The sequence below is a fragment of the Brevundimonas sp. MYb52 genome (assembly GCF_002979535.1).
Lineage (GTDB): Bacteria > Pseudomonadota > Alphaproteobacteria > Caulobacterales > Caulobacteraceae > Brevundimonas.
Genome location: NZ_PCPB01000007.1, coordinates 165,620 through 177,944, shown reverse-complemented (window position 1 = coordinate 177,944; position 12,325 = coordinate 165,620). Strand labels below are relative to the sequence as shown.

Genomic DNA, 12,325 nt, shown 5'->3' with positions numbered 1-12,325 from the left:
GGGGGCGGAGGCGCTGGCGGGGCCTGAATCGCCATAGGCGCGGGCGGCGCCGGCGGGGCCGGAGGTGCAGGCGGCGGCGGAGGCGGCGGCGCATAGGCAGACGCCTGCTCCCGTAGTTCCAGCGCCGCCAGCGGCGTAGCGACGACGGCGAGGGCGGCGACGGTCAAGGCGACCGCCAGCGGGCGACGGCGAGCAGAGGTGTTCGTCATGATGCAGGCGATCCTTTTCTCAAGCGTGTGAAGGTCAGCGGCCATGGCCGTGGCGGGCCAGGCGGCAGGATGGGAACCGGGATGGGCGGCAAGTCGGACCAGGACGCGGGCGTAGTCCCGGCGATCAACGGTCCGGACGGCTTCGGCGTCGGCGGCTTCTTCCGAGGCCTCGGCCAGGACGGCGGACAACCGCCAGGCCAGGGGATTGAACCAGAACAGGGCCAGAGCCAGCCGCGACAGGATCAGGAAGATCCAGTCCTTGCGCCGCAGATGGGCCAGTTCGTGCGCCAGGACGGCAGAGGCGGTCTGCGGTTCGGCCAGACTGGCGGGATCCAGGACGATAACACCGGGCGCCACGCCCCAGCTCAACGGGCTGGACACCCGCTCGCTGCTGACCAGACGCGGACGAGCGGCGGGGGCCAGGGGCTCCAGCGGCAAGCGCCATGCGGCGCATTTGACCGCCCGCCCCTGCTCGGTCCAACGGCTGAGGGTGTTCAGGCCCAGCATCAGCCGCCCTACGACCGCCGCCGCGCCCAACAGCCACAGACCGATGGCCACAGTCGTCAGCGACGGCCAGGGCAAGCTGGCCGAGACGGCGACGCCCGCGACGGGGCCGACCTCGCCCGACCATAGGGGGGTCATGGGCTGACTGGCGGCTTCAACCGACGAGGCGGGCAACAGTCCCAGCTCAAGCGCCGGCAGCACGGCCGCCAGAACCGGCAGGGCCAGCAGCAGACAAACGGTGGCGCGCAGAATGTCCACCCGGTCGGCGGCCCGACGCGCCACAAAGCGGGCGACGATCAAGCCGACCGCCGCGATCAGGCTGGACTTGACCAGAAGCGACAGAAACAGGGCCAGGCTCATGGCTGACGCTCCACCGCTTCGTCGATGGCCCGTTCAAGCGCGGCGGCTTCATCAGGCGTCAGGCGCTGCCCCATGCCCAGCAGGGCGGTGGCGGCGCTGGCGGCGGAACCGGCGAAGAAGGTGTCGATCATCCGCTGCAGAGCGCCGGCGGCGACAGTCTCGGTGCGGGGCACGGGGCGATAGACGAAGCCCTCGGCCCCCGCTTCCCGCTCGACCAGGCCCTTGGTCTCCAGCCGCGCCAGCAGGGTGCGGATGGCGGAATCGCTAAGCGTATCGGTCAGAGCGTTGCGCACGCCCGCGGCGGTGCCGGTTTCCAGCCGACACAGGGTCTCGAACACTTCGCGTTCGCGACGGGGCAAGGACTCGATCACGACCATTTCTCCGCATCGGTTGACGCTACATTTGTAGCGCTACATGCGTAGCGGATCGAGTCTAAAATAAGGCAGTCGGATTAACTCGGCGTAGGGGGGCCCTCCCCTCCCGCCTGGCGGCGAGAGGAGAGGGCTCAGGCGTCAGCCGACCGGCTTGACGTTGTCGTCAGAGTTCCGGTCGATCCAGCGATTGTAGGGATCGATTCCCGCAAAGGCCGGCTTGCTGTCCGTGACGAAGCGGAAGACCTGGGTTCCGCTGCGCAGGGGGCGGCGCTCCATCAGCACGACCGACTTCTGGTCGAATGCCCCCTTGCCCGGCTCGGCCGAGAACAGACCGACGTCGAAGGTCTCGTTCAACGGGGCCTCGGTCTCCTCGCCCTTGCCGTCGGCGTAGAGTTTGCGGGCCTCGACCGTCAGGGCGACGTCCCATTTGCCGTCAGCGCGCTTGGTCGCCGTGACCGACTTGGCCTTCACGTCATACAGGGTGATCTTTTCGAACAGGTCGGTGATCAGAGCCTGCTTGTCGGCCGGCGCCTCGGCGCGGAGAGCCGCGACCAGGTCCAGCGAGCGCGGATAGGGCGCGGACTTGAAGGCATACTGCGCCAGTACCCGACGCAGGGCGCGGTTCACCGCCTCCTCGCCGATCTGATCGCGCAGCAGGTACATGACCAGACCGCCCTTCTGATAGTGGATGTACTGCTGGTTCTCGATGCGCAGCAGCGGCATCTCCTCCAGCCGCTCCATGCCGCGCGAGCGCAGGTAACGGTCCAGCTCGTATTTGAGGAAGCGACGGATCTTCTCGGGTCCGTAGAGCTTCTCCATCACCATCAGCGCCGAATATTGCGCCAGGGATTCTGACAGCAGGGTCGAGCCCTGCTGGTCCGACCCGACCACCTGGTGCGCCCACCACTGGTGCCCGACTTCGTGGGCCGTGACATAGGTGACGTAGTCGATCTTCTCCTCGTCGGTCAGGTCGGCGATGAAGCCCAGCCCTTCCGAATAGGGCATGGTGTTGGCGAAGGCCTGGGCATAGCTGGCATAGGCCGGGAACTCGATGATCCGGGCCTGACGGAACTGATAAGGACTGAAGGCCGTGCCGTAGTAGTCCAGCGCCGTCTTCATGCCGTTCAGCATCCGCGCCACATTCCGCTCATGGCCCTTGTGGTAATAGACGGCCAGTTCGATCGGGCCGTGCTGCTCCTTGGCCACCTGATAGTCCGCCGACTGCACCGAGAAGAAGTTCAACACCGGCGCCTCGGTGACGAAGCGAGCCGTGCGGCGGCCGTCCTTCGTTACGTCCGACACCTTGTAGCCCGGCGCGACCGGCGTCTGGTCGGCCACCGTGGTCACGGTGATGTCGGCATTGACCCAGTCGGCGCCGATATAGTTGTGAGCCCGCGCGCTTTCGTCCTCCAGCTTGGCCATGCGCAGCTCAGCCGGCAAGCCGTGCTTGCGGCGCTTGGCCCGGTCGGACAGCAGGCCGTCACGCCCCATGCCGATGGTCAGGCCGAACTCGCCATTGCTGACGAAGGTGCCATTGTCGACGATCCGCGTGGTGTCGCCGCTGTTCTTGAAGCCGCGTTGCTCCAGCACCGTTTCAAAGGCGATGGTGCGCTTCTCGCCCGGCTGCATCGGCGTATTGAAGCGATAAATGCGGTACTCGAACTGCGGCCACTCTCTGGCCATCGTCGCGCCCTGGACGTCCAGCTTCTCGATCTTCAGGCCGTGGTTCCAGCGCAGGTGCACCTCATTGAGCGGCGCCCCGGTGCGGTTCTCGATGACATAGGTTCCCTTGGTCGTCAGACGCGGCTGGTGCGGATAGAGGTCGAGGTCCAGCTTGACGTCGGTGATCGCGGGCTGAGGCGTCTTTTCATACTTCAGCAGGGTCTTCTCGTAGTCCGCCATCAGTTGCTCCTGCTGATCGCGGCTGCGGTACTCGTTCCAGACGTTGGTGTTGATGTAGGTATAGACGCCCAGGCCAACGAAGGCGGTCAGGGCGACGCCGCCGATCACGCCAGCCGGTCCCATCAGACGACGCGGCAGTCGCTTGAGCCGCGGCATGAAGCGCGTCTCCGCCCCCCGACGCCACAGGCCATAGGCGATGACCAGCAGGACAATGGCGAAGGCCGACCAATAGGCCTGCATCCATCCGGCGTATCCGGCGAACTTGCCCAGACCGTTCATGTCCGACAGCGGCATCCCCGTCCCCGAACCATAGCGGTAGAGGACGTGATCGAAGCCCAGATTGGACAGGACGATGGTCGAGATCAGATAGACCACCATGACCGCCCAGCCGACGAACTTGTTCGGCGACAGGGCCTGCACGAAGATGGCCAGCACCGCCATCAGGGCGAAGCTGATCGATTGGGGCACGACGTACCAGAACAGGTACTTGCCGATCTCGAAGTTGGTGTAGCCCTTGATCGTCTGCACGATCATCCCGGCCAGCGAGGCGGCCAGCAGGGTCGAGACCAGGACCAGGACGAGGGCCAGGGTCTTGGGCAGCAGGAAGGTCCAGTCCGGCGTCGCAGTGGAATCGATGATCTCATGCGTGCGCCGCTCGCGGTCGCGCCAGACCAACTCGCCGGAGTAATAGATGGCGACGATGATGACGACGAGGCCGAACGCCCCGCCCAAGGTCTCGATCACGACCCGCGTCACCGGCAGGACCGGCGCGCCATACATCTCGCCCGCGAACAGCAGGGTCGCGATGCCGAAGGCGAAACCGAGCGCCAGCATGACGAAATAGGCCGGGCTCTTGAACACCGCCTTCATCTCGAAGACCGTGCGCGAGACCAACTGGGCCCAGCCCGCCTTGAAGCCATAGGTAGGCGAAGCCAGGGGCGCGGCGGGCGCGCTCGTGTCGGGCGAAGCCTCAGCCAGAGCCTTCAGCTTCTCCTGCTTGCGCAACTTCGATCCGCGCGGCGACGGGCGATAGAGGGGATAGGCGACAGCGAGGAAGGCCAGGCTGACGCCCAGCCACAGCAGCTTGTTGCCCAGCAGCAAGCCGGTCAGCGGGGCATTGATCGTGTTGCGCTCAGCCGCCGTCCAGTACTTGGTCGCCAAGCCATAGGCGCCGGCGCCGAAGGGTTCCAGCCAGGCCACCAGAGTCTCCAGCTCCGGCTTGGAGCCGAAGACCGAGGTCGTGGTCATGTAGAAGATGAAGACCCCGACGACGCCGACATAGGTCGCCATCATCGAACGCGTCACCGTCGCCAGGGTGAAGAAGACCGCCGAGCTGAACAGCAGCCCCGGCAGACCCATGACGACGAAGCCATAGAGATAGTCCAGTGGACGGAAGGGACCGACCGTCTCCTTGTCCACCCAAGGCATCAGCGTGCCGATCAAGATGCCGAGTGCGACGCTCAGGAAGGCCAAGCCCACCACGGCGAAAGCGCCGAGGAAACGCCCGTAGAGGTAGTCGAACTTCGACAACCGGCTGGACTGGATCATGGGGCCAAAGCCCGTCGTGGCGTCACGCACGACGACATTGGCGACAATGGCCGTCGTCGCCAGCATAAAGAACAGATTGAAGATCAGATGGGCCTGAGCAATGGCGAACGGCGCGTTCTTGAACACGTTGCCGCCCGACCCGACGCTGACGTTCGGACTGGCGACCGAGCCGAAGCTCAGCAGGAAGAACAGGATGGAAATAACCCAGAAGGCGGGTTGGCGAAGCTGATAGCGGAACTCAAAGGCCGCGACTTTCCCGAACATGATCCGGGCCTCAGGCAGCTTGAGCGGCGGCGGGGCGGCGCGATGCGGCCAGGGTCGAGAAATAGACATCCTCCAGACCGCCGGAGGCCGGCTCGAAGCCCTCGCCCGGCTTGGCGGCGGCCAGGACGTGGATCACGGTCTGCCCGGCGAACAGGCGCGTCGAGATGACCTCGAAACGGGCGCGGTGCTCCGGCAGGGCCTCCTTGGCGATGGCCTTCTTCCAGACGCGGCCGGACATCTGCTTCATCAGCTCCAGCGGCGCGCCCTCCAACTGGATCTTGCCGCCCGCCAGCACCGCCATGCGCGGGCACAGGTCGGCCACGTCCTCGACGATGTGGGTCGACAGGATGACCACCACATTCTCGCCGATCTCGGCCAGCAGGTTGAGGAAGCGGTTGCGCTCCTCCGGGTCCAGACCGGCCGTCGGCTCATCGACGATGATCAGGCGCGGATTGCCGATCAGGGCCTGAGCGATGCCGAACCGCTGGCGCATCCCGCCCGAGAAGCCGGCCAGGGCCTTCTTGCGGACGCTCCACAAATTGACCTGGTTCAGCAGGGCTTCGACCGTCTGCTTGCGGTCCTTGCCGTCGGCGATGCCCTTCAGCACCGCCATGTGATCCAGCATGTCGTAGGCCGAGACGCGCGGATAGACGCCGAAGTCCTGCGGCAGATAGCCCAGGGTTCGACGCAGCAACTCCGGCTGGCGGATCACGTCGATGTCGCCGAAGCGGATCTCGCCCGAGGTCGGGCTTTGCAGGGTGGCGATGGTGCGCATCAGCGTCGACTTGCCCGCCCCGTTCGGGCCTAGAAGGCCGAACATGCCGGTCGGGATCGTCAGGCTGACGTCGTCCAGAGCCCGTGTTCCGTTGCCGTAGACATGGACCAGATTGTTGATCGTCAGCATGAAGCGCCCCCGCATATGTAAAAGACACTTCACACTGACGGTTTCCCCTCCCCCTCGACAAGTTACAGATTGGACAGGTTTGACGCCTGACGCCTTTGCGACAGGCCTCTGGAGCTCGCCGTCCATTGCCTGCTACAGGCATGACACCGGTTTCTTGGGAGGGATGACCATGATGACGCGACGCGTTGCGGTTCTGGCGGGTCTGGCCGCCACGGCGACCGCCGCCGCCAGCTACGCCCAGCCCTCCGACCCGCGCGCTGTCACGACGGCCGGACCAGTCATCGGCCAGCGCCAGGACGGAATCAGCGTCTTCAAGGGCATTCGCTACGGCGCGCCGACGCTTCGTTTCCAGCCGCCCGAGCCGCCCACGCCGTGGCGCGATCCGGCCCTCGCTTTCGACTATGGCGCCGCCAGCCCTCAACGGGGGGACGAGGCGAACCAGAGCGAGGACTGCCTGTTCCTCAATGTCTGGACGCCGGGTCTCGATGCAGGTCGTCGACCGGTCATGGTCTATATCCACGGCGGCGCCTATTCGAGCGGGTCAGGGTCCGATCCCCTCTATGACGGAGCGCGGCTGGCCGCGCCCGGCGACGTGGTGGTGGTGACCCTGAACCACCGGCTGAACGCCCTCGGCTACGCCTATCTGGCGCGGCTGACGCCGGGGTTCGAGGACTCGGGCAATGTCGGCCAACTGGACCTGATCCTGGCCCTGCGCTGGGTGCGCGACAATATCGCGGCCTTCGGCGGCGATCCCGACCGCGTCATGGTCTTCGGCCAGTCGGGCGGAGGGGCCAAGATCGCGACCCTGATGGCCATGCCCGCCGCCCGCAGCCTGTTCCACCGCGCCGCCACCATGAGCGGCCAACAGGTCACGGCGTCCGGCCCCGTCAACGCCACGACCCGCGCCATCGCCTGGCTGAACGCCCTGAACCTGACGCCGGATCGCGCCCACGAGGCCGCGAACCTACCGGTCGAGCGACTGCTGGAAGCCCAATCGGCCGAGGATCCCATCCTCGGCTACGGCGGCCTCTATTTCGGCCCCGTGCTGGATTTCCGCAGCCTGCCGCGCCACCCCTTCTATCCCGACGCCGCGCCGCAGGGCCTGACCATCCCCATGATCATCGGCAATACGCGCGAGGAAACCCTCGGCTTCATGGGCAATGATCCCAAGAATGTCGGGCTGACCTGGGATACCCTGCCCGCCCGTCTGTCGCCCGGCGTCATGCGCATCGACATCACGCCCGAGGCCGTCATAGCGGGCTATCGCCGGATGCACCCCGACTGGTCGCCGGATCAGGTGCTGATCGCCGCCACCACAGCCGGGCGCTCTTGGCGCGGCGCGGTGATCGAGGCCGAAGAACGGGCCAAGGCCGGAGCCCCCGCCTGGGTCTATCAGTTGGACTTCCCCGGCGAGACCGCCTCAGGCCGCAAGGGCGCCTTCCACACCGCGGACATCCCCCTGGTGTTCGACAATGTGAATGCGGCCGGATCGCGCACGAACGGACCGGGCGCTCAGGCCGTGTCGGATAAGATGAGCGACGCCTTCATCGCATTGGCGCGCACCGGTGATCCCAACCACGCGGGCCTGCCGCGCTGGGACCGCTATGAGCTGCCGACGCGCCAGACCCTGCTGTTCGACCTGGAGCCCCGGATGGCGAACGACCCGCGCGGCGACGAGCGGGCCTTCTTCTCGGCCATCCCCTACATCCAGCCGGGAACCTAGAGCGGAAAGTCCAGACGGGCAGCCCAGGCGCGCGCCAACTCAGGCCAGACTGCAGCGGGTCGCCCCTGGATCAACCGAACGCCAAAGCCATGCCCGCCTTCCTGGAACAGGTGGGCCTCGGCCTTCACCGACGCCGCCTTCAGCCTGGACAGCAGCATCAGGCTGTTCTCGACCGGCACCGAGGCGTCGTCCATCGCGTGCAGCAGGAAGACCGGCGCAGCCCCGGCCCAGGTCATCCGCTCCAGCGAATAGGCGGCGATGCGTTCCTCGCTCGGCGCCGCGCCCAACAGGTGCGTCCGCGATCCCGCGTGGACGTGCGGGTCGGTCATGGTCGCCACCGGATACATCAGCACCGTCAGGTCAGGGCGCAGCGAGACCTCGTCCGCCGCATCAACCGGGGCATAGGCCGCATCCGTCCGTGCGCTGGCCAGTCCGGCCAGATGCCCGCCCGCCGAGGCGCCCAGCACCGCGATCCGATCAGGCCGAACGCCGAACTCGGCCGCGCGGCTGCGGATCAGGCGGATGGCGCGCTGGGCGTCCTGCAAGGGCGCGTCGGCCCCCGCAGTCCAGCCATCGGCGGGCAGGCGGTAGCGCAGGACGAAACAGGTCGTGCCGCTGGCCGCGAAAACACGGGCGACGTCGAAACCCTCCTTGTCCAGCACCGACCAGCGATAGCCGCCGCCGGGGATCAGCAGCATGGCTGAGCCGTTGGGCTTGTCAGGCCGCATCACCGTCATGATCGGATCGGTGGTGTATTGGGCGTAGCGGTCGCGATAGGCGGGATCGGTCGAGCGCTCGGGCACGACGGGGATGACCGTCACCCCCTCCCCGCCCGGCGCGCCATTCGGCCACAGGCGGACCACCTCGGTCGGATCGGGCGGCGCGACAGTCTGAGCCGCCGCAATAGCGGGCAAGGCCGCAGTCAGGGCCGGGATCGCCGCGCCCATCGTCAGCAAACCACGTCGATGCAGATCCACTTCCGCCTCCTCCAGAATTGAAGAGGGGCGCCCGCCCCCTCAGACGAGCGCCCCTCTCGGCGTCAGATCATCCGATCTTGGCCGGTTCGTATCTTGGCGAGATCAGGTGAACCACCAGCAGGGCCACCAGATAGGCCGAGGCCGCGACCACGAAGATGGGCGTGTAGGTGCCGATCTTGTCCAGGACGAAGCCGGCGTACTTGGCCATGATCATGCCGCCGATGCCGCCCAGCATCCCGCCGATGCCGACGACCGATCCCACCGCCGAGCGCGGGAAGACGTCGCCGGGGAAGGCGTAGAGGTTGGCCGAGAAGCCCTGGTGCGCCGCCGTGGCCAGACCGATGATCAGCACCGCCACCCACAGGTTGGACGCGAAGGCGGCGAAGGCGACCGGAACCGCGCACAGGGCGCAGATCAGCATGGTCAGCTTGCGCGCCTTGTTCAGGCTCATGCCCATCTTCATGAACCGCCCCGACAGCCAGCCGCCGCCGACCGAACCGACATCCGACAGCAGATAGATGGCCACGATGGGCGGACCAAAGGTCTTCAGGTCCAGACCGTAGCTCTTGCCCAGGAAGTCAGGCAGCCAGAACAGGAACATCCACCAGATCGGGTCGATCAGGAACTTGCCCGCGGCGTAGGCCCAGGTTTCCTTGACCGTCAGCAGCTTCTTCCAGCCGATCTTCTCGACGGTGTCGGCGGGGTCCTGCTCGATCCATTCCAACTCGGCCTGCGTCAGGTTCTTCTGTTCACGCGGACGGCGATAGACAATCAGCCAGATCGGCAGCCAGATCAGTCCCAGCAAGCCAGTCACCACAAAGGCCATCTGCCAGCCGAAGCTGAGCACCAGCACCGGGATAAGCAGGGGGGTGACGATGGCGCCGATGTTGGTGCCGGCATTGAACAGGCCCGTGGCGAAGGCGCGTTCCTTCTTGGGGAACCACTCAGCCACAGCCTTGATGCCGCCAGGGAAGCCGCCGGCCTCGCCGACACCCAGGATCATGCGCGCCATGATGAAGTGCGACAGGTCGCGCGCGGCGCCGTGCATCATGTGGCCGATCTGCCAGATCAGGAAGGCGATCCCCAGACCCCAGCGCGCGCCAATCTTGTCCATCACCCGACCGAAGATCAGGTAGAAGACGGCGTAGGAGGCCTGGAACCAGAAGACGATGTCGGCATAGTCCGTCTCGGACCAGCCAAACTCGGTCGACAGCGTCGGCTTCAGGAAGCCGATCATCTGACGGTCGACGTAGTTGATGACCATGGCGGCGAACAGCAGCCACATCACGATCCAGCGGTACTTGCCCGCCGGCGGCGCCGTCACGCGGATCGGCCCCTCCCCGGCGGGTGCGGCTTTCGAAGCGTCACTCATGGTACGAGACCCATTCCCTTGGTTTCCTCGCGCGTCCCGTCTTCTTGACCGCCCTGAACGGCGGACGAGTTCGCGCTGATGTTGATACTAGTCTTGTGTCGAGTGCGGCGCGGCCTTGACGACCGTGCAGCGAATTTCTCCCACGCCGTCGAACACGCACGTCGATTCACTGCCGGCGTAGATGCGGTGAACCCCGGTCACGGCGCCGGTCGAGATCAGCGTCCCCGCCGTCAGGGGACGGCCCCAACGTGCGCAGTGCTCCAGCAGGAAGCGCACCGATTCCAGCGCGCCCCCAGCCAGCGACAGCGAGCCGCCCTTGCCTACGCTGACGCCATCGATGACGGTCTCGACCTCGATCGCGTCCATACGCTCGCGCCAATCGGTCAGTTCCGGGCCGATCACCAGACCGCCGTTGTTGCCGAAATCAGAGGCGACCACGGCCGAGCCCAGGTCGTTAATGGCTGACAGCGGACTGCCCGCCAGCTCCACGCCGAGGAAGACGGCGTCGATCTGATCGGCGGCTTCCTCGATGGTCCAGTCGGTCTTGGCCGGGTCCGCATCCGCGCCGATGCGGGCGATGAACTCGGCCTCGACAGCGGCGAAACCGCCCTCGATCGCCGGCAGAGGCGTCGGGGCCTCGCCTGCGGTCCAGACGTTTCCTGCGAAGATGGCGCCGGCCAGGCGATGGATGCCCAGCGCCGACTGCTGCGCCGGAGGCACGCCGCCGACCTTCCAGCCCACGACCCGGTCCGGGTAGAGGGCGATGGCGGCGTCCTGAATGGCGTAGGACCGCGCCATTTGCTCGGGCTTCTCGCCCGGATAGTCGGTCACGGCTCGCGCGGCGAGGCGCCCGCTGACGAAGGTCTCGGCGACAGCCTGATCGGCGTCCGGCGTCTGAACAGGGCTCGCCGTCATGCGCGGCGCTCCGAAAGAATGATCTGGTCGGTCAAATGACGCCCCATTGGAAAACGCCGGATAATGGTCGGGTTAGGAAACCGGTGTCAATCCGCCTTGAAAACACCCCATGGCGCGCGACCGCCAGCGGGGCTATGCCTTATGGCCGAATAAGGACACGAAGGGGAACGCTGTTGTCGGAAGACGATTCGCGGGCGATGAAGACAGGCAAGCGCGCCACCATAAACGACGTCGCCCGCGTGGCCGAGGTCTCCAAGAAGACGGTTTCCCGCGTCATAAACCAGTCGCCTTTCGTGCGAGAGGACACGCGTGAGCGGGTCCAGGCGGCGATCGACGAACTGGGCTTCGTCCCCGACCCGCAGGCGCGCGGCCTGGCGTTTCGCCGGTCTTTCCTGGTCGGGATGATCTACGACCAGCCCAGCCCCACCTATGTCGTCAACATGCAGCAGGGCATCCTGGACGCGCTGAAGGGGTCGGGCTTTGAGCTGGTCGTCCATCCTTGCAGCCGGAACTCCCCCACCCTGTTGAAGGACATTCGCGGCTTCATCGAGCGTCAGCGCCTGTTCGGCGTCATCATGCCGCCCTCGGTGTCCGAGGATGATTCGGTGATCGAGCTGCTGCGCGAACTGGACTGCCCCTATGTCCGCATCGCCTCCCTGACGCTGGACGAGCCCCAGAACATGGTCGTGACCAACGACTGGATCGGCGCAGCCGAAGCCGCGCAACACCTGGCTGATCTGGGCCACCGGCGCATCGCCCTGGTGCGCGGCCTGGCCTCGTTCCGGTCCTCGGTCGTCCGGGGCCAGGGCTTCATCGACGCCCTGGCCGAACGCGGCATCGACGTCCCCGCCGCCTATGACCTGCAGGGCGCCTATACCTACGAATCCGGCGTCGAGGCGGGCCATGCCCTGCTGTCGCTGCCCGAACCGCCAACCGCTATTTTCACCCTGAACGACGACATGGCCTTAGGCGTCATGCAGGCGGCGCGTGAGCGCGGCATGGAGCTGCCGCGCGACCTGTCGATCGTGGGCTTCGATGACCTGCCGATGGCGGCACGGGCCTGGCCGAACCTGACCTCGGTGCGCCTGCCCATCCGCGACATGGGCCGGATGGCGGCCGAAAAGCTGCTGGCCCCCACCCGCGGCGTTGATCCGGCCAAGCTGCAGCAGCCCGAGGTCCGTCCAGCCCTGGTCGTGCGCCATTCCGCCACGCCCCTGGAACACTGAGCCAACCACAACGACAAAGGCGGTCGACGCCTGCGCGCCGACCGCCT

At 66.5% G+C, this 12,325-nt stretch carries 9 protein-coding genes; 2 read left to right on the top strand and 7 right to left on the bottom strand.

Features of this window, described 5'->3' with window-relative positions; genetic code table 11:
• The 4 genes from CQ039_RS10050 to CQ039_RS10035 all read right to left on the bottom strand — a co-directional run.
• On the bottom strand, positions 1 to 1,073 hold a 1,073-nt coding region (locus CQ039_RS10050), incomplete at its 3' end, for a M56 family metallopeptidase (RefSeq protein WP_146113543.1).
• Positions 1,070 to 1,450, bottom strand: a complete 381-nt coding sequence (locus tag CQ039_RS10045; RefSeq protein ID WP_233191893.1) for a BlaI/MecI/CopY family transcriptional regulator — start codon at positions 1,448 to 1,450, stop codon at positions 1,070 to 1,072. The genes CQ039_RS10045 and CQ039_RS10050, both read right to left, overlap by 4 nt.
• A gap of 135 nt (positions 1,451 to 1,585) precedes the next feature.
• Positions 1,586 to 5,161: a M1 family aminopeptidase gene (locus tag CQ039_RS10040; RefSeq protein ID WP_105561881.1), complete on the bottom strand. Its 3,576-nt coding sequence runs from the start codon at positions 5,159 to 5,161 to the stop codon at positions 1,586 to 1,588.
• Positions 5,162 to 5,171: 10 nt separating this feature from the next.
• A complete protein-coding gene (locus tag CQ039_RS10035) occupies positions 5,172 to 6,065 on the bottom strand; it encodes an ABC transporter ATP-binding protein (RefSeq protein ID WP_105561997.1) in 894 nt (297 codons plus the stop codon).
• Positions 6,066 to 6,234: 169 nt separating this feature from the next.
• Here CQ039_RS10035 and CQ039_RS10030 point away from each other — a divergent pair, with 169 nt between their 5' ends.
• Complete coding sequence (locus tag CQ039_RS10030) at positions 6,235 to 7,788, top strand: carboxylesterase/lipase family protein (protein ID WP_105561998.1); 1,554 nt, start codon at positions 6,235 to 6,237, stop codon at positions 7,786 to 7,788.
• Here the strand turns inward: CQ039_RS10030 and CQ039_RS10025 are convergent.
• From CQ039_RS10025 to CQ039_RS10015, 3 genes are all read right to left on the bottom strand, one after another.
• Complete coding sequence (locus CQ039_RS10025) at positions 7,785 to 8,765, bottom strand: alpha/beta hydrolase (protein WP_233190076.1); 981 nt, start codon at positions 8,763 to 8,765, stop codon at positions 7,785 to 7,787. The genes CQ039_RS10030 and CQ039_RS10025 overlap by 4 nt on opposite strands.
• A 67-nt stretch (positions 8,766 to 8,832) precedes the next feature.
• Positions 8,833 to 10,050, bottom strand: a complete 1,218-nt coding sequence (locus CQ039_RS10020; protein WP_233190092.1) for an MFS transporter — start codon at positions 10,048 to 10,050, stop codon at positions 8,833 to 8,835.
• 174 nt (positions 10,051 to 10,224) lie between these two features.
• Positions 10,225 to 11,052, bottom strand: a complete 828-nt coding sequence (locus CQ039_RS10015; protein ID WP_105561883.1) for a 2-keto-4-pentenoate hydratase — start codon at positions 11,050 to 11,052, stop codon at positions 10,225 to 10,227.
• Between the two features lie 197 nt (positions 11,053 to 11,249).
• Between CQ039_RS10015 and CQ039_RS10010 the strand changes: the two genes are divergently transcribed.
• Complete coding sequence (locus CQ039_RS10010; protein WP_233190077.1) at positions 11,250 to 12,278, top strand: LacI family DNA-binding transcriptional regulator; 1,029 nt, start codon at positions 11,250 to 11,252, stop codon at positions 12,276 to 12,278.
• The last annotated feature ends 47 nt before the right edge of the window (positions 12,279 to 12,325 follow it).

Bases quoted from the DNA above. Each gene is read 5' to 3' on its own strand.
- CQ039_RS10045 (WP_233191893.1), bottom strand. From the start codon at position 1,450: ATGGTCGTGATCGAGTCCTTGCCCCGTCGCGAACGCGAAGTGTTCGAG.
- CQ039_RS10040 (WP_105561881.1), bottom strand. From the start codon at position 5,161: ATGTTCGGGAAAGTCGCGGCCTTTGAGTTCCGCTATCAGCTTCGCCAA.
- CQ039_RS10035 (WP_105561997.1), bottom strand. From the start codon at position 6,065: ATGCTGACGATCAACAATCTGGTCCATGTCTACGGCAACGGAACACGG.
- CQ039_RS10030 (WP_105561998.1), top strand. From the start codon at position 6,235: ATGATGACGCGACGCGTTGCGGTTCTGGCGGGTCTGGCCGCCACGGCG.
- CQ039_RS10020 (WP_233190092.1), bottom strand. From the start codon at position 10,050: ATGTGGCTGCTGTTCGCCGCCATGGTCATCAACTACGTCGACCGTCAG.
- CQ039_RS10015 (WP_105561883.1), bottom strand. From the start codon at position 11,052: ATGACGGCGAGCCCTGTTCAGACGCCGGACGCCGATCAGGCTGTCGCC.
- CQ039_RS10010 (WP_233190077.1), top strand. From the start codon at position 11,250: ATGAAGACAGGCAAGCGCGCCACCATAAACGACGTCGCCCGCGTGGCC.